Source organism: Tabrizicola sp. (genome assembly GCF_022842145.1).
Lineage (GTDB): Bacteria > Pseudomonadota > Alphaproteobacteria > Rhodobacterales > Rhodobacteraceae > Tabrizicola.
This window is the reverse complement of record NZ_JALHQD010000003.1, coordinates 319,601-344,478: the sequence shown is the minus strand read 5'-3', so window position 1 is coordinate 344,478 and position 24,878 is coordinate 319,601. Positions and strand designations below refer to the sequence as shown.

Genomic DNA, 24,878 nt, shown 5'->3' with positions numbered 1-24,878 from the left:
CGACGCAAAGGGCCGCCTGCCCGCGTCCCTACTGGACGATCACGACGCGCATGTTGTCCATCCCTTCGGCCTTCACCATCTCGAAGAGGATCTTCGCGTTGTCCGGGTGCAGTCGCACACAGCCGTTCGAGGCAGGGTTGCCCAGACGCTTGATCTGGTCGGTGCCGTGGATGGCATAGTTGCCGTCATAGAAGATCGCGAAGGGCATCGGTGCGTTGTTGTAGCGGCGCGAGCGATGGTTCTTCGACAGGAACTCGGGCGCGTAGGTGCCGGCGGGCGTGATCTTGCCCGGCTTGGCGGTCGAGACCGGCCAGGTGAACAGGAGCCGCCCCTCGTGGTAGACCTTCATCAGTTGCGACGTGATCGAGACATGGGCCACGACCCTTTCGGCCTGGGCGGCCCCGGGTAGAAGCGACAGGGTGAAGAGAAGCGCGGCAAAATGGCGGCGCATGGAAACCTCCGAATACACAAGATCAATGCCCCGGCAAGAATTCCCGGACTACTGCATCAGTCAACGGAAAACCGGCGAAAATCAGGTCGGGATTCCCGCATCTGTGGCGCTTTGCGGTCAACCGTTGGACAACGGCGCCGAAAGGCGTCCGATCATCGGCCCGTGAAGCTCGCGCAGAAGCTTGCGGCGGAGCGCATCGGGATAATCTTCCTGGCGTGGTGCAAGCTCGACAAAGGCGCCCGGGCCGCGGATCACCTCGCCCGCGTAATAGTCCAGGATGTCGGTTTCATGCTCGCCCACGGCCAGTCCGTTGACGGTGATCCCGGTGAAATCCTCACGCTCGTAGGTGCGGGCGACAGAGATGCCGTCGTTGCTGCGCCCGTCTCCGGCCACGTCGATCACCCGGCGCTCGCAGTCGGGGGCGTCGGACATCAGGTCAAGACCATAGCTGAGCGCGTCGCCCAACGCGGTGGCCAAGGGAGCGGCCGGGCGCGGGGTGCGGCGGACCTCCCAGATCGCGGCGTCCAGCGCCTCGGGGTTGTCCAGGATCACCCAAGGCTGGATCAGGTCCTGATAGCCGCGTCCCGACCAGTAGTAGATCGCCAGTGCCACATTGCCCTCGGGTCCGAAGATCGCGGCGCGGACGTCCTTGTCGGACAGGGCCCCGGCAAGGCCTTCGGTCTGGATCACATAGTCCTGCGAATCGATCGACCGCGAGACATCCACCGCCAGCGCCAGCGCCAGACGGCAGTCCGCATGGGCGGGCTGAACAAGGCAGGCGGCAAACAGGATCGGGCGAAGCATCGCGGAAGCCTCCCGCCCCTGATCCTACGCGCGGGCGGCTGATCCGCAAAGCGTCTCAGCGGCGACGGCGGACCAGGGGGACGTTGGAGCGGGCGGCTTCGAACTGGGTTTCCGGATGCGGCGGATGGCCATCAGTCCGCTGCCAGAACTCCTGCGCCCCCCGGCGCAGCCACACCGGAAGCGTCAGCGCCAGGCCCGCGACAAAGCCGCCGACATGCGCCCAGTAGGCCACGCCGCCAAGGTCGCCGGGGGTCGAGACACCCGAGAAGATCTGGATCGCCAGCCAGATGCTCAGGACGATCCAGGCGGGGATGGCGAAGATCCGGAAGAAGATGATGAAGATGAACAGAACGTCGACCTTGGCCTTGGGGAAGAGCAGGAGGTAGCCCCCCATCACCCCCGCGATGGCGCCGGAGGCCCCGACCATCGGTACGACCGACCCCGGATCGGGCAGCGCCTGCGCGAGGCCCGCGGCAATGCCGCAGGCGAGGTAGAAGAGAAGGAAGCCGAAGTGCCCCATCTCCTCTTCCAGATTGTCGCCATAGATCCACAGGAACAGCATGTTGCCCGCCAGATGCAGCCAGCCGCCGTGCAGGAACATCGAGGTCAGGATCGTCTCCAGCCCGTCGCCGGACAGGAAGCGGGCGGGGATCAGGCCCCAGGTCCAGAAGAACTCGCCCAGCTGGTATTCGTCCAGCGACAGGAAATAGCCCAGGAAAACCAGGATGTTGATCGCGATCAGCGCGAAAGTGACAAAGGGGGTCTGGCCCGAGGGGTTGTGGTCGCGGATCGGAAACATGCGCGGAGCCTTCCCGATAGGCCGGGCTCCGTCAAGGCGTAGCTGCGGCTTGTGACGTGGCGCATGTCGTCTTGGGCGATGATGGCCGCACAATCAGGCGGGCACAGGGAGAATAAACGGGCGCTGCGAAGCGTCCCACCACCGCACCTGAGGGCGGGCAACCCAGTGGGATGAGAAACACCGTGTTCAAGATTGCAACTTTCGGCAAGTCTGCAACCTGCTGCGCGGCCGCTGAATGCTCGGCTGACCTACGCCAACGGCGGTGCGGATTGCACGCTGTACGCCCTGGCGCGCTGCCAGGGCGGTCATTCGGCGCCGTCAGCCTTCGGCTACCTCAGCCAGAAGCTGGGCATTGCCGCCTGAGGCCGTGGTATCGATGCAGAGATGGCGCTCCAGCTGCGCATGGCCCGCGTCCGGTACGGCGATCAGCGGCAGGATCGGACCTTGCCGCTGGGCGAGGGCCCGGGCGTAAGGGCGGCCCGCCTCGGCCTCGCCCCACCAGACCGCGCCGGAGAAACCTTGCAGCGTCTTCAGCGCGTCCGGCGCCAGGCCGGGCGCTTCGACGGCATGACCACCCAGCTTGCGCAGCGCCTCGGCCTGCGCCAGTGCCGTGGCCCGGCTGGGGCCGAGGCACAGGATCGGCAGTCGAGGGGTCATGGACAGACGGTTCGATTCGCCAGTGGGCCCAGGCATGTCCTGGACCTGCGGGGCGGTGGCGGGCCAGGGCGCGGACAGGGCTTTTGCGGCAGCGTCAGGGGCCGTGGTGGCATCGTCCGCGCCAGCCGCTGGCGTCGGTGCTTTGGTGAACCGCGTCAGGTAATGCGGGCCGCCCGCCTTGGGTCCGGTGCCTGACAGCCCCTCGCCGCCGAAGGGCTGGCTTCCCACCACCGCGCCGATCTGGTTGCGGTTGACGTAGGTATTGCCGACCTGCATCCCGTCGACGATGTGCTGCACCCGGTCGTCGATGCGGGAGTGCAGGCCGAAGGTCAGCCCGTAGCCGGTGGCATTGATGGCCGCGATGACGCGGTCGATCTCGGAGGCCTTGAAGGTGGCGATGTGCAGGACGGGACCGAAGATTTCCTTCGGCATGTCCTGGATGCCTTTGACCTTCAGAACCGTGGGCGCGATGAAGGTCCCCTGCCCCGGCGCCAAAAGTTCCTTCAGGACCCGCCCCTCGGCCCGCGCGGCGTCGACATAGGCGCGGATGCCCGCCTGCGCCTCGGCGTCGATCACCGGGCCGATGTCGGTTGCAAGGTGCCAGGGATCGCCGAGGCTCAGGTCCTCAATCGCGCCGAACAGCATTTCACTGACGGTGTGGGCCACGTCCTCTTGCACGTAAAGGCAGCGTAGGGCGGAACACCGCTGGCCGGCTGACTGGAAGCTGGAGGCGATGATGTCGCGCACGGCCTGTTCCGGCAGCGCGGTGGAGTCGACCAGCATGGCATTGAGCCCACCGGTTTCCGCGATCAGCGGCGCGGTGGGGTAGAGGTGGTCGGCCATGCTGCGTCGGATCGCCTGCGCCGTCTCGGTCGAGCCGGTGAAGGCCACGCCGCTCACGCGGGGGTCGCGGGTCAGTGCTGCACCCACCGTGCCGTCGCCGGGCAAAAGTTGGAGCGCGGTCGCGGGCACTCCGGCGGCGAGCAGGTGGTCGACGGCGAGGGTGGCGATGAGCGGCGTCTGCTCGGCGGGTTTGGCAAGGACCGCGTTTCCGGCAGCCAGCGCCGCGCCGATCTGGCCGCAGAAGATGGCGAGCGGGAAGTTCCAGGGGCTGATGCAGGCGAAGACGCCGCGCGCGGGGTGGGGCTGGGCGATCTGGCTGGCGTAGTAGCGCAGGAAATCCACCGCCTCGCGCAGTTCGGCGACGGCGTCGGCGAGGGTTTTGCCCGCCTCGCGCGACAAGAGCGCGAAGATGCGTCCGAAGTCCTGTTCCATCCGGTCGGCGGCGCGGTTCAGCACGGTTGCGCGTTCCGGGGGGGCGGCGGCCCAAGGCTCTGCCAGACGCAGGGCGGTGTCCACGTCCGGCAGGCCCGCCGTCATGACATGGCCGACCAGCGCGCCCGTCGCGGGGTTCAGGACCGCAAGTTGCTGGCCGCCGACGACCCGTCCCGCAAGGCGCGGGGCGGCGTCGATGCGCGCCTCTGCATGGGGCGCGCGGGCGGTTTCGATGGCTTGCAGATCGGCGGTGTCGGTCAGGTCCCAGCCTTGGGAGTTCTTGCGTCCTGCAAAGAGGTTGGGACCCGTCTTCAGCGCCGGGCTGGGGATGGCCTGCAAGGCCTCCACGGTCGTCAGGGGGCAGGCGGCGACGGCTTCGGGGGCCACGTCCTCATCGACGATCTGATTGACGAAGCTGGAGTTGGCCCCGTTCTCCAGCAGTCGGCGGACGAGGTAGGCCAGAAGGTCGCGGTGCGCGCCGACGGGGGCGTAGATCCGGCAGCGGGTGGCGTTGTCCGTCAGGACGATGTCGTGCAGCCGTTCGCCCATGCCATGCAGGCGCTGGAATTCGTAGTCCATCGCGGTCAGCCCCTGCGCCTTGGCGATGTGCAGGATCGCCGCGACGGTATGGGCGTTGTGGGTGGCGAACTGCGGGTAGATGCGGTCGGTCCGCGACAGCAGCTTGCGGGCGTTGGCGATGTAGCTTGCGTCCGTGGACTGCTTGCGGGTGAAGACGGGAAAGCTTTCCAGCCCCATGACCTGCGCCCGCTTCACCTCGGCGTCCCAATAGGCGCCCTTGACGAGGCGCACCATGATCTTGCGGTCAAGCCTTGTTGCCAGCGCGTGCAGCCAGTCGATCACGGCCCCGGCCCGGCGACCGTAAGCCTGGACGACGACTCCGAACCCCTCCCACCCCTTCAGCGCGGGGTCCGAGAGCGTGGCTTCGATCACCTCCAGCGACAGGGCAAGGCGGTCGGCTTCCTCGGCGTCGATGTTGAAACCCAGGCCCGCGGCCTTGGCGAGCGACGCCAGCGCGCGGACACGGGGGACCAGTTCCTCCATGACCCTTTCGCGCTTGGCGACCTCATAACGGGGGTGGAGGGCCGAGAGCTTCACCGAGATGCCGGGATTGGTGCGGATGTCGTTGCCCTTGGCGGCGCGCGCAATGGCGGTGATCGCGCGGGAATAGGACAGGTGGTAACGCCGCGCGTCGCCTTCCGTTCGCGCGGCCTCGCCCAGCATGTCGTAGCTGTAGGTATAGCCCTTGGCCTCCAGCTCTTCCGCGCGGTCCATCGCCTTGTCGATCGTCTCGCCCAAGACGAAGTTGCGGCCCATTTCCTTCATCGCGCGGGAGACGGCGGTGCGGATCACCGGTTCGCCCAGCCGCTTGACGGCGGCGCGGAGGTGGCGGGTGATGCCGCCTTCGGCGTCGTCCAGCACCTTGCCGGTCAGCATCAGTGCCCAGGTGGAGGCATTGACCAGCGACGAGGCCGACTTGCCCAGATGCCGGCCCCAGTTGGAGGGGGCGATCTTGTCCTCGATCAGGGCGTCCATCGTCTCGGCGTCGGGGACCCGCAGCAGTGCCTCGGCCAGGCACATCAGGGCGATGCCCTCGTCAGTGGAAAGGCCGTATTCCGCGAGAAAGACTTCCATCAATCCCGGCTTCGCGCTGGCCCGAATGCGCCGCACCAGATCGGCGCCCTCGGCCACGATGGCGGCGCGGGCGGGGGCGTCCAGCGCCGCCTCGGCCACCAGGCGCTGCACCAATGCCGTCTCGTCCGTCAGGGCGCCCGTGGTGATGACGGACCAGGCAGAGGGGGAGGTCTGGGTTTTCATGGCAGGCACCTTTCTTTCCGCCCAGCATAACCCGAAATTCGCAGGCTGTTTTCCTGAAGATCATGTGTTATGCGGGCAGGAGTTGGGGAAAACCAAGGAAAAACCATGCCGAACGACCGCGCCGATCTGGACCGTTTCGACCTGGCTATCCTGCGGGTCCTGCAGACCGAAGGCCGCATTGCTGCTGTAGAACTGGCGCGCCGGATCGGATTGTCAAAGTCACCGACCCAGGCCCGGATGAAACGGCTGGAGGAAGCGGGCATCATCACCGGCTACCGCGCGATCCTGGACCCGATCAAGATGGGCCAGTCGCATGTGGCCTTCGTCGAGGTGCGGCTCTCTGACACGCGCGAGGCCGCGCTGACGGCGTTCAACAAGGCCGTGCTGGTGGTGCCCGAGGTCGAGCAGTGCCACATGATGGCTTCCAGCTTCGACTACCTTCTGAAGGTGCGCACCGCCGACATCCAGAGCTACCGCCGGGTCCTGGGCGAGGTGATCAGCGCCCTGCCCCATGTCGCCAGCACCTCGACCTACGTCGCGATGGAGGCGGTGAAGGAGGTCTTCTGACCGGCGGTGGGCGGATCGCCCACCCTACGCAACTTACCCGCCGAACCTGCGTAGCTTCCGGAGACAAAGGGAGGCGAAGATGGACCTTGCGGGACGTATCCTGCTGGCGGCGCTGTTTCTGGCGGGCGCTGTGCAAAAGGCGCTGGCACCGGCTGCCGCGCAAGGCTTGCTGGCCGGGTACGCGGCGCCGGGCTGGCTGGTCTGGCCCGCCCTTATGCTGAACCTGGACCTGGCCCTGGGACTGATCTGGCCGCCCACCGTGCGGCGCGCGGCGCTGGTCGCGGCGGGTTACTGCGCGCTGACCAGCCTGTTCCACTTTCTGCCGCAGGATGGCTGGCAGATGTCGATCTTCGTGAAGAACTGGGCGCTGGCGGGCGGCTTTCTGGTGCTGGCCGCCGCGCGAAAGGCCTAGTCCTTTTCCTTGCCCGGCGAGATCGTCACCTTGGAGGCGCTCGACGCCACCTTGATCGGGGCCTTTGCAGCCTCTTTCTTCGGCTTCTTCACTTCCTTGCGCTTGTTCATGCCCTTGGCCATGTTGTCCCTTTCCTGGCCGCCCCTCATGGGCGCAAACCGATCCTAGACCTGCCGCATCGGCTTTGCACGGGGTATCGTCTTTGGCCCGAGTCACAGGCTTGTCAGACGCAGGCCGATGGCGGCACACTTCGGCCACTGAAGGGAGTCGCAGATGAGCCTTGACCGCGCCGAGATCGCCGCCGCCACCGAGCCCTTGAGCCGCGCCCGGTCGATGCCGGCGGGGTTTTACACTGACCCGGCGATCTTCAAGGCCGAACGTGAGCGGGTATTCCTGAAACACTGGTTCTTCCTGTGCCGGGCCGAGGAGCTTTCCCAGCCGGGTGACTACCGCGCCTTCGACAGCCCCGGCGGGCCAATCGTGCTGATCCGGGGGAACGACGGCCAGATGCGCTGCTTTGCCAACTACTGCCGCCACCGGGGGTCGCTCCTGCTGGAAGGGTCCGGCAACGTCGGGGGCCGCATCACCTGCCCCTACCACGCCTGGAGCTACCTGAACGACGGACGCCTGTACGGCTGCCCGGACATGAAGGACGCCGAGGGGTTCGACAAGGTCGAGAACGGGCTGGTGGCGCTGGACCTGGACCAGTGGGAGGGCTTTGTCTTCGCCCGCTTCACCCGAGAGGGGCCGTCGTTGCGTGAACATCTGGGCGACTTTCCGGACCGGATGGCCAGCCACAAGCTGGGCCAGATGCGGTGCACCTGGCGGGTCACGCTGGACGTCGCCTGCAACTGGAAACTGATCCTGGAGAACGCGGTCGAGACCTATCACACCGGGATCGTCCACAAGAACACGGTCGGCGCGCAACAGTCCCGCTCGCCGAAGACTGAAGGCGACTGGATTGCCATTCAGGTGATCTCGGGCCGGTCGATCGCGACGCTGTCCGACGAGGTGCCGCCCTTCGATCCAATCCCCGGCCTGGATGAGGATGCGCGCCAGGGCACCTACTTCACCGTGGTCTTCCCCACCGTGCAGTTCGCCGTCGCGCAGGATTGCCTGTGGTGGCTGAACACCCGCCCGGTCAGCGAGAACCGCACGCTTCTGGAGGTCGGCGGCTGTTTCCCCGAAAGCCGCTTGGCGCACCCCGACTTCGAAACCCGCGCCGCGCCCTATTACGACCGCTGGGAGCGGGTGGCTAAGGAAGACGTCGGCATCCTGGAAAAGCAGCAGCGCGCCTTGGGCTCGGCCCTTTACAAGCCCGGCCCGCTGTCCTGGCGGGACGACATGGTGCAGGCGATGGGCGTCTGGGTGGTGGACAAGCTGGGGCTGTGACTGGCGCTCCTCGTGCGCCTGCGGCTTCTCCTCGCGGGGCGCACCGACGACAAGTCGACGTCGAACGAGAAGGTTACCCTTGCGGCGTCATCGCCTTGCGCTGCTTGGCGCGTTCGATGCCCAGCTTGTGTTCGCGCCAGATGATCAGGATACCTGCCGTCACGATCAGCGCAGCCCCGCCAAGCATCGTCCAGCTTGGGATCTCGGCGAAGACGAAGTAGCCGATGGCCAGCGCAAAGATCATCGACGCATAATCGAAAGGCGCGACCAGCGACGCATCCGCCTCGCGGTAGCTGGAGGTCAGGAGGATCTGCCCGACCCCGCCCAGGAGGCCGGCAAGGACCAGAAGCGCCGTCTCGAGCGGCGTCGGCCACACCCAGCCGAACGGCAGGGTGATCAGCGACAGGGCCGTCGCGGTCAGCGAAAAGTAGAAGACGATGGCGGCGGTGCTTTCCGAGTGCACCAGCTTGCGGACGAACACCTGAGCCAGCGCCGTGAAAACTGCACTTCCAAGCACCAGCATCGCCCCGAAAGCCTCGGTCATGCTGGCGCTGCCGGGTCCGATCGACAGACGCGGCAAGAGCACGATCAGGACGCCGACCATGCCCAACGCGACGCAGGAGATGCGGAAGAGCCGCACCTCCTCACCCAGGAACATCGCGGCGAAGATGACGGTCAGCAGAGGGGCCGCATAGCCGATGGCGGTGACTTCGGGCAGCGGCAGGTAGCCAAGCCCGGCAAAGCCCAGACCCATCGAGATGGTCCCCACCACACCCCGCCACAGGTGGCCGACGGGGTTCGCCGTCCGCAGGCCGGTGGTCAGCTCGCGCCGCCATGCCAGCCAGATCATGATGACCGGAATGGCGAAGGCCGACCGGAAGAACACCGCCTGCCCTGCCGGAACATGCGCGGAGGTCGCCTTGATCAGCGAAGCCATGCCGATGAACACGAGAACCGAACAGAGCTTGAAGGTGATCCCGCGCAGGGGTCGCGTCGGGCGTGGCTCGGCAGCTTGCATCGAAGAGTTCCGCTGGGGTCGGTATGGCTGGACGCCGGGGGCAGTTTCAGGTTCCCTTATCGGAAAGGAGAACGCCATGGCGAAAGCGTCGTTGGAAGGCAGAATTGATCAGGGCCGTGGTCTGGTCCCCGCCGATCTGGTGCTGAAGGGCGGGCGGGTGTTCGACCTGATTACCGGCGATCTGGTGGTAACCGACGTTGCAATCTGTGGCGACACCATCGTGGGGGTGTTCGGCGCATACTCCGGCGTGCGGGAGATCGACGTGTCCGGCCGCGTGCTGGTGCCCGGTTTCATCGACACGCATCTGCACGTGGAATCCTCGCTGGTGACGCCGCACGAGTTTGATCGCTGCGTGACGCCTCGGGGCGTGACGACGGCGATCTGCGATCCGCACGAGATCGCGAATGTCTGCGGGACCAAGGGTATCCGGTTCTTTCTTGAGTCCGCGTCGCAGCTGGTAATGGACCTGCGGGTGCAGCTGTCGTCCTGCGTGCCCTCGACCCATATGGAGACGACGGGCGCGCGTCTGTCGGCCCAAGACCTGATGCCCTTCATGGACCATCCGAAGGTGATCGGGCTTGCCGAGTTCATGAACTATCCCGGTGTCCTGATGAAGGACCCCGACTGCCTGGAGAAGCTGCAAGCCTTCCAGGGGCGGCACATCGACGGCCATGCGCCCCTGCTGCGCGGCAATGACCTCAACGGCTATATCGCGGCGGGAATCCGGACCGAGCACGAGGCGACAAGCTTCGACGAGGGGCTGGAAAAGCTGCGCAAGGGGATGCGGGTGCTGATCCGGGAAGGGTCGGTCTCGAAGGACCTGCACGCGCTGGCGGGGCTGCTGACGGAACGGTTCTCGCCCTACCTTGCCTTCTGTACGGACGACCGGAACCCCCTGGACATCGGCGAGCATGGGCATCTGGACTACATGATCCGGACCGCCCTTCAGTTGGGGGCCACCCCGCTGGCGGTCTACCGAGCGGCGTCGCTGTCGGCGGCGGAGGCATTCGGGCTGAAGGACCGCGGGCTGATCGCACCGGGCAAGCGCGCGGACATCGTGGTGATCGACAGTCTGGAGAGGTGCAACGCCAGCCTGGTGCTGGCGGGTGGGGTGGTGGCGGATGATGCGGCCTTTGCGCGCCGAAGCTTGACCGAGCCGGTGGCGCGGCATTCGGTGAAGTCGGCGAAGATCGAGGCGGCGCAGTTCCGGACCGGCGGCAACCGGGTCGAGACGCCGGTGATCGGCATCCTGCCGGGCAAGATCATCACCGAACACCTGACCTTCGAGATCGCGCCCGAGGATGGGGACAAGCGGCCGGACATTGCCCGTGATCTGGTGAAGATCGCGGTGATCGAGCGGCATGGGGTGAACGGGAACCGGGCGACGGGGTTCGTGAAGGGGTTCGGGTTGGCACGCGGGGCGATCGGCTCGACCGTCTGTCACGATCACCACAACATCGCGGTGGTGGGGGCTGATTACACGGATATGGCACTCGCGGCGAACCGACTGGTGGAGATCGAGGGGGGCTTCGTGGTCGTGGAAGGCGGGCGGGTCCTGGCCGAGCTGCCGCTGCCGGTCGCGGGGCTGATGAGCCTGCTCAGCTTCGAGGAGGTGCGGGAGGAGTTGGTGAAGTTGCGGGCGGCGGCGCGGTCGCTGGGGGTGGTGCTGGAGGAGCCGTTCCTGCAGTTGGCCTTCCTGGCCCTGCCGGTGATCCCGCACCTGAAGATCACCGATATGGGGATGGTGGACGTCGACCGGTTCGAGATCATTCCCTGATCTGTCCAGGCTGGGAGTATCCGGAGACTACGGCGCGCGTTTTCGGCGGCGGGTCCCGACCGGGCAAGTTGGCGCTTTCGGGATCGGTTTCAAAAAGGAGCGCTGGCGCGCAAGCCTGTGTCTCGCCCTTTGCGCGTGAAGGACGCGCAACGGCTCGGAGATGCGCTCCGCGCGGGGATATTTGGGCAAAAGTGAAAGGCTGAGGGACGGACCAGGCGGCGGCCTAGCGCCAGCGCAGGTCCGCCAGAAGCGGAAGGTGGTCGGAGGCTTGCGGGCCGACGCTGCGCGGATGGATCAGGGGCACAAGCTCCAGGTCCAGGGAATGGACGATCCGGTCCAGCGGCAGGAAGGGACGGCGCGACGGGAAGGTCGGGGCGGTGGGCAGGATCGCGAAGGATCCGGCGATGCGCCCGAGGCCCACGCGCTGCGAGCGTTCGTTGAAATCGCCAAGGATCACCGTGGGCCGCACCGGGTGGCGTTGGAGGGCGGCGCGGATCGCATCGAGCTGACGGCGGCGGGCGGCGCGGAAGAGGCCGAGATGGACCGCCACCACCCGCAGCGGTGCCGGCGTGTCGAGATCGACGATCACCGCGCCGCGCGGTTCGTGCCCGGGCAGGTCGAGATGCTCCAACCCGCAGACACGGATGCCGGGCCGGGCCAGAAGCGCATTTCCGTGCCAGCCAAGACTGACGGCATTGCGGCCGATCGGCAGGGGCACGAGACCGGTCAAGGCGCCGATCCGGTCGCGTGGCAGGGCCGAGGGCCGGTCACCCAGCCGGAAATCGGCCTCTTGCAGCGCCACGATGTCGGCCTTCAGCGCGGCGATCCCTGCCAGCACCCGGTCCGCGTCCCGACGCAGGTCGGTGCCAAGACCCTTGCGGATATTCCAGGACGCCACGCGCAGGCTGGGCTTTGAATCAGAGGTCATGGTCCCAATATAGGGGATGGGACCGGGATCGGGAGAGGTGGAATGTCGGCGCCATCGACCATCGTTCTGAACGGCATCCGGCTTTTGCTGGCTGGGGAAGCCCTGGTGGCCATCTGGGGCGGGGTCTGGCCGGCGGTCTTCGTCACTCTGGCCGCACTGGTGCTGACCTTCCTGCCCGGGACGCTTGCCAATCGCGTCGGCCTCAGCCTGCCGCCAAGCTTCCTGGCAGCCATCGCGCTTTTCGTGCTGGCCACGCTGTATCTGGGCGAGATCCAGGATTTCTACGACCGGTTCTGGTGGTGGGACCTGGCGCTGCACTTCGGCTCGGCGATGGGTTTCGGCATCCTGGGGTTCCTTCTGGTCTTCATGCTGTTCCAGGGCGACCGTTATGCTGCCCCGCCCTGGGCGGTGGGGGTCTTGTCCTTCTGCCTGGCAATGACCGTGGGCGTGCTGTGGGAGGTCTTCGAATACGCGATGGACACTCTCTTCGGCTTCAACATGATGAAGTCCGGACTTCCCGACACGATGGGGGATTTCATCGTCAACACCCTGGGAGCGGCTTTGGCAGCGGTGGCCGGGGTGATCTATCTGCTGGACGGGGCGGGTCGCCTGGGCGCGCCGTTCGATCTGTTCATCCAGACCAACCGGACGCGCTTTCGCAAGGTCTTTGCCCGCAAGAAGCGCGGTTAGGCGGGGCACCGAAACACCCCGCCCCGTGGGCTAAAGGCGCTTAGAGCGCGGCCGCGATGGTTTCGGCGATGGGGGTCGTCGGGCGGCCAATCAGGCGCGAGAGCGTGCGGCTGTCGTCGTAAAGTGCGCCCTTCGCAGCCCAGGTTTCGCTATTGGCGAGTGCACCCGCCAGGATCGGCGGCAGGCCAAATCCTTCCAGCGCCGCGGCATAGCCCGCCTCTGGCAGGTTCACATAGGCCACCGGCTTGCCCGTCGCGCTGGCCACCGCCGCAGCCAGATCGGCCCCGCTGTGCGCGGCATCGCCTGCAAGCTCATAAACCTGCCCCGCATGGCCGTCGTCCAGTGCCACCACGGCAATCGCTTCGGCATAGTCCTTGCGGGCCGCCGAGGACACCTGCCCTTCGCCCGCCGCGCCGATCATGGCGCCATGTTCCACAACGGCGCCGAGGGCACCGGTGTAATTCTCGGTGTACCAGCCGTTCCGCAGCACCGTATGGGCGATGCCGCTGTCGATCAGGGCCGCTTCGGTCGGACCATGGTCCAGCGCCAGTTGCATCTGGTTCGCCGCGCCTTTCAGGAGCGAGGTATAGACGATGCGCGTGACGCCTGCCGTCTTTGCGGCCGAAATGACGCGCTTGTGCTGTGCAACGCGGTCGCTGAGATCGTTCGACGAAATGAGGATGAGGGTGCGCACTCCCTTCAACGCGGCGGGATCGGCCGTGGTGTAGTCGAAGGCGCGCGTCTCGACGCTCAGGTCCGCGGCCTTGGCCGGGTCGCGGGCCAGCGCGATGGGGGCAGCACCCCGGGCCTTGAGGGCGGCGATGGCAAGGCGGCCGAGCTGGCCGGTGGCTCCGGTGATGGCGATGGTCATGGGGATGCTCCTTTTGGTTGACACGAGGAGACATACGGGTTTACTTACGAAAAGGAAGTACGCACAAATCTGTTAGTATGCCGAAGGAGCGCACAGCATGATGGACCGGGACGCACAGGTCTTGCTGGACGGATTGAAGCTGGCGAACGTGCTGGCGGCGGAATGCCCGTCGCGCACGATATTGAACCACCTGACGAACCGGTGGGGCACGCTGGTGATGGTGGCCCTGGCGACGGGGTCGCACCGGTTTGCCGAGTTGCGGCGGAAGGTCGGTGGGGTGAGCGAGCGGATGCTGAGCCAGACCCTGAAGGACCTGGAGGCGGACGGGTTCGTGCTGCGGACGGCGCATCAGGTGGTGCCGCCGCATGTGGATTACGAACTGACCCCGCTTGGCCGCGAGGCGGCGGCGCATGTTGTGGCGCTGGTCGGCTGGATCGAGGGCGCCCTGCCGCGAGTCATCGCAGGAAAGATGGCGCTGGCGGCGGAATGAGGGCGGTGGGCGGATCGCCCACCCTAGGCTGTGACGGACCCGGTCTCGCCGGTTTCGGTTGGGGGGCCGAAACGGTCCAGCATCCGCGTGCGGATCTGGTCCCTCGCCTGACGGTAGGCCGCAAGCTTCGCCTCGCGCGTTTCGCCAAGGCCGGTTGGGTCGAGGATCGGCCAGTATTCGACGGCCAGATGGTGGAAGCGGGTCAACTCCAGTGCCATGCGCTGGCTGGCGGGGGAGAGTGCGATGATCAGGTCGAACTGGCTGAGATCATCACCCCAGTCCTTCATCTCTTCGAAGCTGCGCGAGCGGTGGCGGCTGAGTTCGATCCCCAACTCCTGGCAGACCGCGACGGAAAAGCCGTCGACCTCCATGTCGTTCTTCACCCCGGCGGATTGGACATAGGCGCGCTGGCCGTACATCTGCTTCATCAGCCCCTCGGCCATCGGGGAGCGCACGGCGTTGTGGTCGCAACAGAACAGCACCGACTGGGGGAAATCGCTCAAAGCGTCAGCCCCAGTGCAGGACGCAGATCAGGGTGAAGAGCCGGCGCGCGGTGTCGGTGTCGACCTCGGCCTTGCCGCCCAGCCGTTCGCGCAGGATCGACGCACCCTCGTTGTGGATGCCGCGCCGGGCCATGTCGATCGCCTCGATCTGGCTGGGAGGCAGGCGTTTCACCGCATCGAAATAGCTTTCGCAGATCTGGAAGTAGTCCTTCACCACCTGCTTGAACGGCCCGAGCGAAAGGTGGAATTCGGCGGCCTTCTCTCCGCCTTCGGTGGCGATGTCGAAGACCAGCCGACCCTCGCGGATCGCCAGGAGGACGCGGTAGGGGCCTTCGGGCATCTCGCGGTCGGGGCGTCGGGCGGGGATGAAGGAGTTTTCCTCCAGGAGGTCGTAGATCGCGACGCGGCGTTCCTGTTCGATCTCGGGTGTCGGGCGCACAAGGCCCTTCTCGTCGATGTCGATCTGGCAGATGCGGTTCATGTGAGGTCCCCGGGCGTTCCGCCCGTGATGCAATGACGATGCGGGCTGGGTCAAGCGGGGACCGGGGGCAGTTCGGGGGTGTTCAGGCCCTGGAACGGGTCAGCCCAGGCGGGGATTGCGGCCAGCCGGGCGTACCAGGCGTCAAGCGCGGGATAGTCCGACAGCGGCAGCCGCATGATGCCGTTGAAGGGCAGGAAACTCGCCATGCGGAAGTCGGCGTGGCTGGGGGTGGTGCCGGTCAGCCAGTCGCGGGCTTCCAGGTGGCGGTCAAGGATCGGGGCGGCCTCGTGGAAGCGGGCGGTTCCCTCGGCAATCATCGCAAGGTCGCTGGGCCCGATATGATAGCGCCGTTTGGTCCCCAGTTCGAACTGCACCATGTCGCAGGCGCGGACGAAATTCTCTTTTCCCCAACTGATCCAGCGGATCATGTCGGGCTGATCCCGGCCCTGACGCCAGAAGTCCGAGCCGGCAAGCTGCGACAGTCGGCAGGCGATGGCATCGGCTTCCCACAGGGGCGGGGTGTCGTCCTCCACCAGGATGGGGATGCTCTGGGCGGGGTTCAGGGTCAGGAAAAAGGGGGCCTGGTCGGGGTCGAAGGGGGCGGCCCATTCCAGCGTTACCGGCGCGTCAAGATAGCGGGCGACCGCGGCGGCAAGGCGGGGGTTCGGGTTGCGCGAGTAGTAAAGCGTGGGCATGGCGGGCCTTTCGGTTCCGGCTACCCTGCACCTCTCCGTCGCAGTGGTAAAGCAGTCCTGGCCCCGACGTCAGCCGTTCAGACGGTCCAGCCGGGCGCGGACCGACAGGCCATGCGCCTCCAGGCTTTCCGACTTTGCCAACCGTTCCGCGGCAGGGCCGATGGCCTTCAGCGCCTCGGGCGTCATCTTCGCCAGTGTGGTGCGCTTCATGAAGTCCAGCACGGACAGCCCCGACGAAAAGCGCGCCGACCGCGCCGTCGGCAGGACATGGTTCGGACCCCCGATGTAATCGCCGATGGCCTCGGGCGTGTACTGGCCAAGGAAAATCGCGCCGGCATGGGTGATTTCCTGGGCCAGTGCCTCGGGGTCGGGCACGCAAAGCTCCAGATGCTCGGGGGCGACGCGGTTGGATAGCGCCGCCGCCTCGGACAGGTCGCGTGTGACGATCACCGCGCCGTTCTGCGCCCAGGAGGCCCCAGCTATGGCGCGGCGCTCCAGCGTTTCCAGCCGTTTGGCGACGGCCCTGGCCACCGCATCGCCAAAGGCGGCGCTGGGGGTGATCAGGATCGACTGCGCGCTTTCGTCGTGTTCGGCCTGGCTTAGCAGGTCCAGCGCGATCCAGTCGGGGTCGTTGTCGGCATCGGCGATCACCAGGATTTCGGACGGGCCGGCGATCATGTCGATGCCGACGCGGCCGAAGACCCGGCGCTTGGCGGCGGCGACGAAGGCGTTGCCCGGGCCGGTGATCTTGTCCACCGCAGCGATGGTTTCGGTCCCGTAAGCCAGCGCCGCCACGGCCTGCGCCCCGCCGATGCGGTAGATGACGTCCACCCCGGCAATCTGGGCGGCCAGAAGGACCAGCGGGTTCACCTTGCCGTCCGGCGTGGGGCAGGCGATCGCAAGGCGCTCGACGCCCGCGACCTTGGCCGGAATGGCGTTCATCAGCACGCTGGAAGGATAGGACGCCGTGCCGCCGGGCACATACAGGCCCGCCGCAGAAACCGGCGTCCAGCGCCAGCCCAGCGTGGCCCCGGCGCTGTCGGTCCAGCTTTCGTCCTGCGGCTTCTGCCGGGCGTGGTAGGCGCGGATTCGCTCGGCCGCCAGATCCAGCGCGGCGCGGTCTTCGGGACTGACCCTTGCGATCTCCGCCGCGATCTCGGCAGGCGTGAAGGCAAGCGTCTCGGGGGTCAGGGCCAGCCGGTCGAACCGGGCAGTAAGGTCGATCACCGCCTGATCGCCGCGGGTCCGGACATCCGCGATGATGGTGGCGACGGCCTGGTCGACGTCCTCGGCCTCTTCCCGCTTCTGGCCCAGAAGGGCGGCGAAGGCGGTTTCGAAATCCGGGTCGGTGGTGGTCAGGAAAACGGGCATCGCGGCCTCCGGCTTGTCGGGGTCAGATAGCGCGGTGCAAGGTCAGGCTCAAGGCTGGTGGCGCGGGCCAAATTCCTTCGCAGGAACTTGCAAAAGTCTTCAATGACCTGTGGCCCCTGCCTAGTCGTGGCGCGGGACCTTGCCAGACGGTGCGCGATAGGGCCGGGTCACATCATCCAGCCGGACTTCCAGCGCCTCGACATCCAGAGCGATCGCTCCGTCGCCCGCAAGCGTGAGCGTCAGACGACCGGCACCTTCCTCTCCGGCGGTGAAGTCCAAGGACAAAAGCGACAATACCAGGTCCTGATCTGCCCGATCAAAGCCAAAGCTTTGCACTTTTAGAACATTCTCGACCACAAGCACCGAACGGACCCGTTCGTAAGGGCGTCCCACCTGCTCGGCCTGGGACCGGTCCTCCCAGCGGAAGCGGTTCAGCATCAGCGCGAAGCGGTGGCGCTTGGCGTCGAACTTCAGCTCGGTCATCGGAAGCACGGCGTCCTGCACCAGGGTCGAGATGACTTTCAGATCCTCGGCATCCTGCGCCACAAGGCGCAGGGGGGCTTCGCCACCTTCCTGGAATGTCGCGTCGGTCATGCCTGGATGCGCTCGATATGAGCCCCGCAGGCGCGGAGCTTTTCTTCCACCCGTTCATACCCGCGATCCAGGTGATAGACGCGCGAGACTACGGTTTCGCCTTCCGCCGCCAACCCGGCAAGGATCAGCGAGACACTGGCCCGCAGGTCGGTCGCCATGACCGGCGCACCCTTCAGCTTTTCGACGCCGGTGACGGTGGCGGTGCCGCCATGGACGTCGATCCTGGCACCCATGCGGATCAGTTCCGGGGCGTGCATGAAGCGGTTCTCGAAGATCTTTTCCTCCAGCACCGACGTGCCCTCGGCGGTGCAAAGAAGCGCCATCATCTGCGCCTGCAGATCGGTGGGGAATCCGGGGAAGGGTTCGGTCATCACGTCCACGGCCTTGACCCGGCCGTTCTTGCGCGCAACCTTCAGCCCCCGGTTGGTCTGCGTCACCGAAACCCCGGCCTCATCCAGCTTTTCGGCGAAGGCGCCGACCAGTTCCAAGGTGCCGCCGATGCATTCCACCTCGCCCCCGCAGATCGCGGGGACCAGCATGTAGGTCCCAAGCTCGATCCGGTCGGTCACCACCTGGTGAGTGGCCCCCCCCAGACGGTCGGTGCCCTCGATCGTGATCTCCGAGGTGCCCTCGCCGTCGATCTTGGCACCCATCTTCTTCAGGCAGCGGGCAAGATCGACAATCTCGGGTTCGCGCGCGGCGTTCTTCAGGACCGTGGTCCCCTTGGCCAGCGTCGCCGCCATCAGCGCATTTTCCGTGGCCCCGACCGAGACGAAGGGGAACTCCACGACAGCGCCCTTGAGGCGGCCGCCGGGGGCCTTGGCGTGGACATAGCCGTCACGCAGGTCAAGCTCGGCCCCCATCGCCTCCAGCGCCCTGAGGTGCAGGTCGACCGGCCGCGCCCCGATGGCACAGCCGCCGGGAAGCGACACCGTCGCCGCGCCGTAGCGGGCCAGCATCGGGCCAAGCACAAGGATCGAGGCGCGCATCTTGCGGACGATGTCGTAGTCGGCCTTGAAATTGGTGATCGAATGCGACGACAGCGCCAGGACCAGCCCGTCCTGCAGGCTGGCGACCTCGGCCCCCAGCGACTGCAGAAGCTGCGTCATCGTGCGGATGTCCGACAGGCGCGGCGCGTTGGTCAGCGTCAGCGGCTCGTCCGACAGAAGGGTCGCCGGCATCAGCGTCAGGCACGCATTCTTTGCCCCCGCGATCGGGATCGCCCCCGACAGGGCCCCATTGCCGCGCACCAGAATCGAATCCATCTGCCCTACTCCTTTTTCTCGGGTTCTCCGGGCGCGTCTGCAGCACCCCTCGCCCTTGCCTGTGCCTTCCGGCGCGCCATGTTGGCCTTCAAGGCCGCCTTGAGCCGATCATCGCGGCTGGGCGGGCTTGCCGGTTTCCGGGCCTTTTCGCGATCAGGCGGGTCCGAAGGGCTGCGCATGGCCAAGGCTTCTACCCCAAGGTGCCCGACGGGTCCAGAGACGGTCAGGAATCCCGCCAAATCCCCCTTGCGCCCCGTTTGGAATACGACTAATCACCCGCCCATCAACGGCGCTGCAGTAGCTCAGTGGTAGAGCACTCCCTTGGTAAGGGAGAGGTCGAGAGTTCAATCCTCTCTTGCAGCACCATTTTCTTCCCTAGGATATCCGTAGGTTAGCAAAAACAGGGTCTTGCAGGTCTTGTTTGTGTCAACTTCTGTGCTAACTTTTGTGTTAATATGGGTTAGCACAAAGGCCGAAAGCATGGCATTTCCGAAGGTGGCAGGGACACAGGTCCGGGGTTCCACTTACCATTTCAACCTCCCCATTCCGAAGGCGATTCAGGCCAGCTACCCCGCCTTCCCGGCAGGTATTATGCGCGGAACGCTGCGCACGTCCGATCCCAAAGAAGCTGAAAAGCAGGTCCGGGAACAGCGTGTCATCTTTGACCGGAAGGTGAAGGAAGCTCACCGTCTGGCAGACCGAGACCGCATCCTTGGAACACTTGGACAGGAAGACCGAGACCTGTTGGCAGAGATCGGCGGGCCAGAAAGACTACTCGACACGATCCGGTCATACCGAATGCAAGCCGCCTTCACCCTTGCCGGGGCTGGGGCAGAAACCGCGCTGACGCGCGCGACGACCGACACGCCGGAACACGTCTTGCGAGTTGCGGAAGCAGTGGAGGCGCGGGAATCGGAAGCAGTCATAGCGACCCTCACCGGGGAGACACGCCGCTTGAAGCGCGTTGCCGACGCGATAGGCGAGAAAGTACCCGCTCCGCCGAAGGGGATAGATGAAAGCGGCGATGGGATTCACGCGCTTGCAGAGGCCTTCACCAAGGCCAAGGGCTGGACCGTTCAGAACCGGGAAGACCTGATGCGGACCGTTCGGCGGTGGGTTGAACTCCATGGCGACATGCCGGTTACGAAGTGGGAACGCCGCCACCTTGATCAGTTTGACGAAGTCCTGACCGGGTTCCCCCTGACCAATGATCACGAACTTCGGAAGCTGACCATCCGCAAGGCCGTTGAGCGGGCGGAACGCGACAAGCTGCCCCTGATCAGTCCGAAGGTCCGGACCCGCTATTCGGATCATATGAAGTCCCTGAGTAAGTATGCACTCAATCAGGCCGGGCTTACCCAAGCCGACCCTTTCGCAGGGTTTCAGGCCCGGAAGCCGAAAGAGAAGTTTAGCACGCAGAACGAGCAGAAGACCCTGCCCTTCACGCCGGAACAGGTCGGGAAGATCATTGACCAGTCTCGCTCTACCTACGACTCCGACCTGATAGACCATTGGTTGCCCCTGTTGGCGGCGTACCTTGGTGCGAGGCGCGAGGAACTGGGGCAGATGCTTGTGAGCAATGTCCGGCTAGTCGGCAACATTCATGTAATCGAAATCACAGACGACGACCCGGCACAGAAGGTCAAGAACAAGCATTCAATGCGGGTTGTACCCTTGCCCACACCCATTATCGAAGCGGGCTTTCTCGACTTGGTAGATCGCCGCCGTAAGGCGGGTGGACATTTCCTGTTCCTCGAAGATGTAAAAGACAAACAGAAGCGCGTGCATCGGGGCGAAGTGGAGCCGGATAAGCGCGGGCGGTTGACCGAGCGCTATGGTCACAGGTTCGCCCGGAAGGTTCGCGACCCCCTGAAACTGAAACAGCCCGGCCTAGTCTTCCATTCCCTTCGCCACTCATGGACCGACGCCGCCCGCCGGGCGAAGATCGACAAGGAAACGCGACGGCTGATCGCAGGGCGTCTGGACGGCGAGGACCCGACTGAAGCGGGTTACGGCGGGGATGACCTGCTAGCCGAAAAGCTTGAGGCATTGGAACGGGTGGCAAAGTATGTGAGGGATTGAGTTGAACTGCCGGAGTCCGACATGAAACGCCTTCGCCTCATCCTGTCCGCCGTCTGGCGCTGGTACCGGCGTCGCTCGCTCTTCGTACAGGCCTTGCTCGTGGTGCCAGTCCTATGCGGCATTCTTCTAACCGCATTGATCGGTAACATGGGGCTTGCTCTGATGGGTACGGCTGTACCGATCTACGCTTGGCTTGCGGGATGGGTCGCGGGGATAGCGGTCGTTATCCTTGGCAAGGCCGGGTTCGTAGTTGCGAAGGATCGTCGCCGGGCGAAGTGACGGACGCGTCGGCATAGCGACACCCCAAACCTCCGCCACGATCTCGGGTGTCTATCCTGCTGTTTATCTCCGACGGCGGCGTTCAATTGAAGACTTGGCAGAAATATCGACCACAATTGGTGCAGCATCTGCCCCACGCACAAGGTCTAGGTGGCTGTCAACGAGCTGAGGAGTGATTCTGCTATCGCCGATTGGGCATTCAAAGAGAAGGCGGAAGAAACGGTAGGAAGTGAGCGTGCATTCCGAATACAGTTCTCGGAAGTTCGTTCCAGCAATTCGGACTGCTGCGCCGACCCGCATATCTTTCCGAGTGTAATCGAAAACAAAGGCTGCAGGGGTGTGTCCCAGCATGACTTTACATTGCTGAACTAGACGCACATGCTCTGAGAGGCTCATCGAAATACTTGGCTCAACACGCTTTGATTGTACGAGAACCCCTTTTGAGTAGGTCCGTTCCGGGGTGTCGAACCTAACGTGAAGCAGTAGATCAGCCCCAAAGGCTTTTTCCTGACCTGCTTTTCCTGAACGATGCCTGAGAACCTTCGTGTCCCACGTCAGACCTTCGATTTCTCCCGATAACTTTGCCGACAGCGTCCCTGCCAAGTGGCCGGTGATGTCATCTTCATCAACCACATTGCTAAGCGAAAAATTCTTCATTGTGAGCGCGGTGGCTTCTTGTGCCCTTCGCGCCGCTTCTCTGACGGCGTCATCGAAATCCAAGCCACAATCTCCAAAATTAGGTCAGTAGATCTGTCCTAAAAACCGTTGTTCGCGGTGATTCGCAATTCTTTGCGTATTGTGGTAGCTTAGCGGAAGGAAAATTCAGAAAGTCAAGAACAATCTATGGCCCTCCAGACTACCCTTGATAGATACGCCGCCGCCTGCGGATGTAACCGAGATACCGCGTCCCGGCGATTGCGGGGATGCCCGCGCGTCGGGCTTCGCAATCAACTCTTCGCCCTGACCGATGTGCTGCCCCGGCTGCGTGACCGCAGCCATGCCGCGCCGTTGATTGAGGCCGCAGTATCGGACGGCTTTTTGTATGTCGGGGGGACGAAGTCCTGCCCGCCGCCCGGCGGCTGGAACGGTTTCTGACGGCTGATCCGGCGATGGCCGAACGGCTGCACAACGTTAGAGTTTCGTACTTTCAGGCCCTCTCCGACAACCTGAGAAGCGCTGTCCTAATCCGGGATGCGGAACGCCACCGGGTTTTGCTCGCGATGGCGGACTCGTTGCTTCCGTATGTCGTTACCGGGTCAAAGCGAGGGCTGCCTTTCATGCCGGACTTCGCCAACGCCTTCGGAATCCTGCACCAGACAGCGCCGCTTGAGGCTGAATTGGTAGGCATGTGGTGACCCGGACAGAAGCCCTTCGCCGCCACGCCATTGGCCGGGCACCTCAAGGCGGCTGGACGGCTGAACCGCGACGCGCTGGACCGGCTGATTACACCCCTTTTGACCGAAGCCGGGGACGGCCCGAATCCTACAGAAAATGACACCCACTCAGTAAGGACGACAGCTCTTTATGCCTAACCACACAACCGAACTTGAGGCCCTACAGGCGCGCGTACAGGCGTCCTACGGAGCCTTCCTAATGCTGGAATTCGACGCCGCCCTTCCGTACCCGGAAGGGGCAAGGAAAGCGGCAATGGCGAGGCTGACGCGCGCTTGGTCAGACCCGGAAATGCTGACCCATGCCCTGAGGGCCGAACACCTCACAGAACAGGAAGCCCACGCCCTAGCAAAAGCCGACAGAGCCGCGTTCGACCAGCTTTTGGCCGAAGATGAGGCCAGAGATGCCCGCGCGAGAATGAAGCGAAACGATGAGGAGGCCGCATAGGATGGCTGAGATTGAACTGACCGCCCGCGAGCGTGCGAGGCTGGACCTGATCAGCGATAAGCTGATTGCAGACGCTCGCGCCGAGGGTCTGACGCTGACCCGCGATCAGGTCGAATACCTCCCTTCGGTACGGCTTTTCGTGCTTTCGGAGCACGACGCCGGGGGCGCATTGGAAGAGGCAAAGCGTCTGCCCGAACTACAGGCCCAGTTGCGTGCCCACGAGGTGCAGCGGCAGTTGCATGATGCGGAGTCCGACCTGCACAAGACACTCGCCAAGAACCCCCACCAAAGACTCGCGGTGGGGCACCAGATCGAAGCGGAGCGCCGGGCCCAAGAAGTGGCGAAGCCGAAACACCAGATGACGGCGGAAGAGGAGTCGACCCGACTCCTAGCCCTCCGACAGGTCAGCTCGCCCTCAATGCGCTTGCATTTGGCTCGCGAGTGGGGCCTCGCATGACCGCCCGCGTTCGTGAGATTCTGGACTACCTCGAACAACACCCCGACTTGTCGCGGTTTGCCGCATTCGGCCCGCCGCGCCGGGACAGCGTCCGCCCCTTTGTGGGAGGCGGGACGGTGACAGCGGACGAGTACCGGGCAGTCATGGCGGCGTTGTTCCCGCCGCAGACGATAACGGCGGACGGGCGCAACCGACTTCTACGCGCGCATGATAGGGCCGTGAATCGTCACACCTAAGCTCAGCAGCAGGGCCGTCTATCGGCCCTGTAGGGCTTGGACGCGGGGCGTCCAGCCGAGCGCCGATGTGCTCTGAGCACGGCGCATGGGCGGGTCAGTAAACGGCCCGCCACCCCCACCCAATCTAAGGAAAATCACCATGGCCCGCTGGGCTTCCGATACTTACACGACTGTCGAAACGTCCGTTGTGGACGAACTGTCCGCCTTGCTGGACTCCCGTATCAAACTGCGCACCTGTCCGCTTCTCTTGGAGGTGGAAGCGTGGAGGGCCGCATGCTGCGGTCTACCTCGCATCGCCCATCTTATTGCAGGATGTTGCGGCTTCAAAATCGACTCCAATGGCGACTATTACGAACGCCCTGCGAATGTGCCTCTTGGTCAAGATGAGCGGGTTGTAGACCTGTCGCCGATCCGAGGGCGCATGGAACAGATTATCCTTTCACTGGACCCGGCGGGAGTCCTCTGGACCATGGCCCGAGCGTGAATCGCCGGGAGCGCGAACGCGCGGAAGCCGAACGAAAACGCATCTGGAAGCTGTCCAGCGCTGTCAGGAGTCGATGGTCAGCCGAACAGCATGCCGCCGAACTTGAAAGGCTGGCCGAAGAGGCGGAAGCCATGATCTGGGCGGGTGCCGTGACAACCTTCCCGCCCATGTGGGCCAAGGGTTCGTCCGCCAACAGCTGCTTCACCGAATGACGTGTGCGAAAATGTCTCGTCTTCAAGCCGAATTCATGTTTCGGCTTCAAGCTAATAGGCGAGCTTAGCGGGCCGGTCCCGGGCAGGCCTCAAATTCAGCTTCAAGCTTATTTATTGAAAACAACAGCTTACAAGAACTCTCAGTTGACAGAGTACCGCATGATGTGAGATATGGTGGCCCCACAGACCGGACCTGCGTGAACGCACACATAGGAAACACCATGAACGTAGTTGCCTTGCACAGAACGCCGAAAGACCAGACCCAAGATCAGCAAGAGGCGGAGCTTGTGATCCAGTCCGTCGCCCTTCACGACGCTTCAGTTCGCGGAATTCCCCGGCTGGCGGACGTCCTGAAACTCTCGCGCCGAATCCACGAAACTGCCGAACGGCTGGCCACCCTGACCTAGACCAAG

The 24,878-nt window shown here is 64.8% G+C and carries 27 protein-coding genes and 1 tRNA gene; 13 read left to right on the top strand and 15 right to left on the bottom strand.

The window, feature by feature from the left end; genetic code table 11:
* Nucleotides 1–28: 28 nt before the first annotated feature.
* The 4 genes from Q0C42_RS09815 to putA all read right to left on the bottom strand — a co-directional run bounded on the left by Q0C42_RS09815 (nucleotide 29) and on the right by putA (nucleotide 5,822).
* Nucleotides 29–451 carry a L,D-transpeptidase gene (locus tag Q0C42_RS09815; RefSeq protein WP_295074662.1) on the bottom strand — a complete coding sequence of 141 codons (423 nt, stop codon included), beginning with the start codon at nucleotides 449–451 and terminating at the stop codon, nucleotides 29–31.
* A gap of 117 nt (nucleotides 452–568) precedes the next feature.
* Entirely contained in the window at nucleotides 569–1,255 is a 687-nt protein-coding gene (locus tag Q0C42_RS09810; protein WP_295074661.1) for a DUF1194 domain-containing protein, read from the bottom strand.
* Nucleotides 1,256–1,310: 55 nt separating this feature from the next.
* Nucleotides 1,311–2,054, bottom strand: a complete 744-nt coding sequence (locus tag Q0C42_RS09805; protein WP_295074660.1) for a rhomboid family intramembrane serine protease — start codon at nucleotides 2,052–2,054, stop codon at nucleotides 1,311–1,313.
* Between the two features lie 318 nt (nucleotides 2,055–2,372).
* Nucleotides 2,373–5,822, bottom strand: a complete 3,450-nt coding sequence (putA, locus tag Q0C42_RS09800; protein WP_295074659.1) for a bifunctional proline dehydrogenase/L-glutamate gamma-semialdehyde dehydrogenase PutA — start codon at nucleotides 5,820–5,822, stop codon at nucleotides 2,373–2,375.
* Nucleotides 5,823–5,927: 105 nt separating this feature from the next.
* Between putA and Q0C42_RS09795 the strand changes: the two genes are divergently transcribed.
* Together Q0C42_RS09795 and Q0C42_RS09790 are read left to right on the top strand one after the other, a co-directional pair.
* The gene (locus Q0C42_RS09795; RefSeq protein ID WP_295074658.1) at nucleotides 5,928–6,389 is read left to right on the top strand and encodes an Lrp/AsnC ligand binding domain-containing protein; all 462 of its coding nucleotides are present in this window, start codon (nucleotides 5,928–5,930) and stop codon (nucleotides 6,387–6,389) included.
* A 79-nt stretch (nucleotides 6,390–6,468) separates the two neighbouring features.
* Nucleotides 6,469–6,801, top strand: coding sequence for a DoxX protein (locus Q0C42_RS09790; protein WP_295074657.1), 333 nt, complete (start codon nucleotides 6,469–6,471; stop codon nucleotides 6,799–6,801).
* Here the strand turns inward: Q0C42_RS09790 and Q0C42_RS09785 are convergent.
* A complete protein-coding gene (locus Q0C42_RS09785) occupies nucleotides 6,798–6,923 on the bottom strand; it encodes a hypothetical protein (RefSeq protein WP_295074656.1) in 126 nt (41 codons plus the stop codon). The two genes, Q0C42_RS09790 and Q0C42_RS09785, sit on opposite strands and share 4 nt — an antisense overlap.
* Nucleotides 6,924–7,074: 151 nt before the next feature.
* Here Q0C42_RS09785 and Q0C42_RS09780 point away from each other — a divergent pair, with 151 nt between their 5' ends.
* Nucleotides 7,075–8,193, top strand: a complete 1,119-nt coding sequence (locus Q0C42_RS09780; protein ID WP_295074655.1) for an aromatic ring-hydroxylating dioxygenase subunit alpha — start codon at nucleotides 7,075–7,077, stop codon at nucleotides 8,191–8,193.
* A gap of 73 nt (nucleotides 8,194–8,266) precedes the next feature.
* Here the strand turns inward: Q0C42_RS09780 and Q0C42_RS09775 are convergent, their stop codons facing one another.
* Nucleotides 8,267–9,211, bottom strand: coding sequence for a DMT family transporter (locus Q0C42_RS09775; protein ID WP_295074654.1), 945 nt, complete (start codon nucleotides 9,209–9,211; stop codon nucleotides 8,267–8,269).
* Nucleotides 9,212–9,287: 76 nt separating this feature from the next.
* Between Q0C42_RS09775 and ade the strand changes: the two genes are divergently transcribed.
* Complete coding sequence (gene ade, locus Q0C42_RS09770) at nucleotides 9,288–10,988, top strand: adenine deaminase (protein ID WP_295074653.1); 1,701 nt, start codon at nucleotides 9,288–9,290, stop codon at nucleotides 10,986–10,988.
* Nucleotides 10,989–11,211: 223 nt separating this feature from the next.
* Here the strand turns inward: ade and Q0C42_RS09765 are convergent, their stop codons facing one another.
* A complete protein-coding gene (locus Q0C42_RS09765) occupies nucleotides 11,212–11,916 on the bottom strand; it encodes an endonuclease/exonuclease/phosphatase family protein (protein WP_295074652.1) in 705 nt (234 codons plus the stop codon).
* A 42-nt stretch (nucleotides 11,917–11,958) separates the two neighbouring features.
* Between Q0C42_RS09765 and Q0C42_RS09760 the strand changes: the two genes are divergently transcribed.
* Entirely contained in the window at nucleotides 11,959–12,606 is a 648-nt protein-coding gene (locus tag Q0C42_RS09760) for a hypothetical protein (protein ID WP_295074651.1), read from the top strand.
* A gap of 40 nt (nucleotides 12,607–12,646) precedes the next feature.
* Here the strand turns inward: Q0C42_RS09760 and Q0C42_RS09755 are convergent, their stop codons facing one another.
* Nucleotides 12,647–13,477, bottom strand: a complete 831-nt coding sequence (locus tag Q0C42_RS09755; protein WP_295074650.1) for an SDR family oxidoreductase — start codon at nucleotides 13,475–13,477, stop codon at nucleotides 12,647–12,649.
* Between the two features lie 97 nt (nucleotides 13,478–13,574).
* Here Q0C42_RS09755 and Q0C42_RS09750 point away from each other — a divergent pair, with 97 nt between their 5' ends.
* Entirely contained in the window at nucleotides 13,575–13,967 is a 393-nt protein-coding gene (locus tag Q0C42_RS09750; protein ID WP_295074649.1) for a helix-turn-helix domain-containing protein, read from the top strand.
* A gap of 23 nt (nucleotides 13,968–13,990) precedes the next feature.
* Here the strand turns inward: Q0C42_RS09750 and Q0C42_RS09745 are convergent, their stop codons facing one another.
* From Q0C42_RS09745 to murA, 6 genes are all read right to left on the bottom strand, one after another.
* Nucleotides 13,991–14,470, bottom strand: coding sequence for a low molecular weight phosphatase family protein (locus Q0C42_RS09745; protein ID WP_295074648.1), 480 nt, complete (start codon nucleotides 14,468–14,470; stop codon nucleotides 13,991–13,993).
* Between the two features lie 4 nt (nucleotides 14,471–14,474).
* Nucleotides 14,475–14,951: a UPF0262 family protein gene (locus Q0C42_RS09740; RefSeq protein WP_295074647.1), complete on the bottom strand. Its 477-nt coding sequence runs from the start codon at nucleotides 14,949–14,951 to the stop codon at nucleotides 14,475–14,477.
* A 50-nt stretch (nucleotides 14,952–15,001) separates the two neighbouring features.
* Nucleotides 15,002–15,646 carry a glutathione S-transferase family protein gene (locus Q0C42_RS09735; protein ID WP_295074646.1) on the bottom strand — a complete coding sequence of 215 codons (645 nt, stop codon included), beginning with the start codon at nucleotides 15,644–15,646 and terminating at the stop codon, nucleotides 15,002–15,004.
* 69 nt (nucleotides 15,647–15,715) lie between these two features.
* Nucleotides 15,716–17,017: a histidinol dehydrogenase gene (gene hisD, locus Q0C42_RS09730; protein ID WP_295074645.1), complete on the bottom strand. Its 1,302-nt coding sequence runs from the start codon at nucleotides 17,015–17,017 to the stop codon at nucleotides 15,716–15,718.
* 120 nt (nucleotides 17,018–17,137) lie between these two features.
* Complete coding sequence (locus Q0C42_RS09725; RefSeq protein WP_295074644.1) at nucleotides 17,138–17,611, bottom strand: DUF2948 family protein; 474 nt, start codon at nucleotides 17,609–17,611, stop codon at nucleotides 17,138–17,140.
* A complete protein-coding gene (murA, locus tag Q0C42_RS09720) occupies nucleotides 17,608–18,876 on the bottom strand; it encodes a UDP-N-acetylglucosamine 1-carboxyvinyltransferase (protein WP_295074643.1) in 1,269 nt (422 codons plus the stop codon). Before murA ends, Q0C42_RS09725 begins: the two co-directional genes overlap by 4 nt.
* A 291-nt stretch (nucleotides 18,877–19,167) precedes the next feature.
* Here murA and Q0C42_RS09715 point away from each other — a divergent pair.
* From Q0C42_RS09715 to Q0C42_RS09705, 3 genes are all read left to right on the top strand, one after another.
* Nucleotides 19,168–19,242, top strand: a tRNA-Thr gene (locus Q0C42_RS09715).
* 114 nt (nucleotides 19,243–19,356) lie between these two features.
* Complete coding sequence (locus tag Q0C42_RS09710) at nucleotides 19,357–20,958, top strand: site-specific integrase (protein WP_295074642.1); 1,602 nt, start codon at nucleotides 19,357–19,359, stop codon at nucleotides 20,956–20,958.
* 21 nt (nucleotides 20,959–20,979) lie between these two features.
* Nucleotides 20,980–21,237 carry a hypothetical protein gene (locus Q0C42_RS09705; protein WP_295074641.1) on the top strand — a complete coding sequence of 86 codons (258 nt, stop codon included), beginning with the start codon at nucleotides 20,980–20,982 and terminating at the stop codon, nucleotides 21,235–21,237.
* Nucleotides 21,238–21,300: 63 nt separating this feature from the next.
* Here the strand turns inward: Q0C42_RS09705 and Q0C42_RS09700 are convergent, their stop codons facing one another.
* A complete protein-coding gene (locus Q0C42_RS09700) occupies nucleotides 21,301–21,957 on the bottom strand; it encodes a hypothetical protein (RefSeq protein ID WP_295074640.1) in 657 nt (218 codons plus the stop codon).
* A gap of 873 nt (nucleotides 21,958–22,830) precedes the next feature.
* Between Q0C42_RS09700 and Q0C42_RS09695 the strand changes: the two genes are divergently transcribed.
* The 4 genes from Q0C42_RS09695 to Q0C42_RS09680 all read left to right on the top strand — a co-directional run bounded on the left by Q0C42_RS09695 (nucleotide 22,831) and on the right by Q0C42_RS09680 (nucleotide 24,872).
* Nucleotides 22,831–23,076 (top strand): hypothetical protein, encoded by a 246-nt coding sequence (locus Q0C42_RS09695; RefSeq protein WP_295074639.1) that lies wholly within the window; start codon nucleotides 22,831–22,833, stop codon nucleotides 23,074–23,076.
* A gap of 1 nt (nucleotide 23,077) precedes the next feature.
* Complete coding sequence (locus Q0C42_RS09690) at nucleotides 23,078–23,533, top strand: hypothetical protein (protein WP_295074638.1); 456 nt, start codon at nucleotides 23,078–23,080, stop codon at nucleotides 23,531–23,533.
* A gap of 375 nt (nucleotides 23,534–23,908) precedes the next feature.
* Nucleotides 23,909–24,253, top strand: coding sequence for a hypothetical protein (locus tag Q0C42_RS09685; protein ID WP_295074637.1), 345 nt, complete (start codon nucleotides 23,909–23,911; stop codon nucleotides 24,251–24,253).
* Between the two features lie 433 nt (nucleotides 24,254–24,686).
* Nucleotides 24,687–24,872 (top strand): hypothetical protein, encoded by a 186-nt coding sequence (locus Q0C42_RS09680; protein ID WP_295074636.1) that lies wholly within the window; start codon nucleotides 24,687–24,689, stop codon nucleotides 24,870–24,872.
* Nucleotides 24,873–24,878: the final 6 nt, after the last annotated feature.

Bases quoted from the DNA above. Each gene is read 5' to 3' on its own strand.
- Q0C42_RS09815 (WP_295074662.1), bottom strand. From the start codon at position 451: ATGCGCCGCCATTTTGCCGCGCTTCTCTTCACCCTGTCGCTTCTACCC.
- Q0C42_RS09810 (WP_295074661.1), bottom strand. From the start codon at position 1,255: ATGCTTCGCCCGATCCTGTTTGCCGCCTGCCTTGTTCAGCCCGCCCAT.
- Q0C42_RS09805 (WP_295074660.1), bottom strand. From the start codon at position 2,054: ATGTTTCCGATCCGCGACCACAACCCCTCGGGCCAGACCCCCTTTGTC.
- putA (WP_295074659.1), bottom strand. From the start codon at position 5,822: ATGAAAACCCAGACCTCCCCCTCTGCCTGGTCCGTCATCACCACGGGC.
- Q0C42_RS09795 (WP_295074658.1), top strand. From the start codon at position 5,928: ATGCCGAACGACCGCGCCGATCTGGACCGTTTCGACCTGGCTATCCTG.
- Q0C42_RS09790 (WP_295074657.1), top strand. From the start codon at position 6,469: ATGGACCTTGCGGGACGTATCCTGCTGGCGGCGCTGTTTCTGGCGGGC.
- Q0C42_RS09785 (WP_295074656.1), bottom strand. From the start codon at position 6,923: ATGGCCAAGGGCATGAACAAGCGCAAGGAAGTGAAGAAGCCGAAGAAA.
- Q0C42_RS09780 (WP_295074655.1), top strand. From the start codon at position 7,075: ATGAGCCTTGACCGCGCCGAGATCGCCGCCGCCACCGAGCCCTTGAGC.
- Q0C42_RS09775 (WP_295074654.1), bottom strand. From the start codon at position 9,211: ATGCAAGCTGCCGAGCCACGCCCGACGCGACCCCTGCGCGGGATCACC.
- ade (WP_295074653.1), top strand. From the start codon at position 9,288: ATGGCGAAAGCGTCGTTGGAAGGCAGAATTGATCAGGGCCGTGGTCTG.
- Q0C42_RS09765 (WP_295074652.1), bottom strand. From the start codon at position 11,916: ATGACCTCTGATTCAAAGCCCAGCCTGCGCGTGGCGTCCTGGAATATC.
- Q0C42_RS09760 (WP_295074651.1), top strand. From the start codon at position 11,959: ATGTCGGCGCCATCGACCATCGTTCTGAACGGCATCCGGCTTTTGCTG.
- Q0C42_RS09755 (WP_295074650.1), bottom strand. From the start codon at position 13,477: ATGACCATCGCCATCACCGGAGCCACCGGCCAGCTCGGCCGCCTTGCC.
- Q0C42_RS09750 (WP_295074649.1), top strand. From the start codon at position 13,575: ATGATGGACCGGGACGCACAGGTCTTGCTGGACGGATTGAAGCTGGCG.
- Q0C42_RS09740 (WP_295074647.1), bottom strand. From the start codon at position 14,951: ATGAACCGCATCTGCCAGATCGACATCGACGAGAAGGGCCTTGTGCGC.
- Q0C42_RS09735 (WP_295074646.1), bottom strand. From the start codon at position 15,646: ATGCCCACGCTTTACTACTCGCGCAACCCGAACCCCCGCCTTGCCGCC.
- hisD (WP_295074645.1), bottom strand. From the start codon at position 17,017: ATGCCCGTTTTCCTGACCACCACCGACCCGGATTTCGAAACCGCCTTC.
- Q0C42_RS09725 (WP_295074644.1), bottom strand. From the start codon at position 17,611: ATGACCGACGCGACATTCCAGGAAGGTGGCGAAGCCCCCCTGCGCCTT.
- murA (WP_295074643.1), bottom strand. From the start codon at position 18,876: ATGGATTCGATTCTGGTGCGCGGCAATGGGGCCCTGTCGGGGGCGATC.
- Q0C42_RS09710 (WP_295074642.1), top strand. From the start codon at position 19,357: ATGGCATTTCCGAAGGTGGCAGGGACACAGGTCCGGGGTTCCACTTAC.
- Q0C42_RS09705 (WP_295074641.1), top strand. From the start codon at position 20,980: ATGAAACGCCTTCGCCTCATCCTGTCCGCCGTCTGGCGCTGGTACCGG.
- Q0C42_RS09695 (WP_295074639.1), top strand. From the start codon at position 22,831: ATGCTGGAATTCGACGCCGCCCTTCCGTACCCGGAAGGGGCAAGGAAA.
- Q0C42_RS09690 (WP_295074638.1), top strand. From the start codon at position 23,078: ATGGCTGAGATTGAACTGACCGCCCGCGAGCGTGCGAGGCTGGACCTG.
- Q0C42_RS09685 (WP_295074637.1), top strand. From the start codon at position 23,909: ATGGCCCGCTGGGCTTCCGATACTTACACGACTGTCGAAACGTCCGTT.
- Q0C42_RS09680 (WP_295074636.1), top strand. From the start codon at position 24,687: ATGAACGTAGTTGCCTTGCACAGAACGCCGAAAGACCAGACCCAAGAT.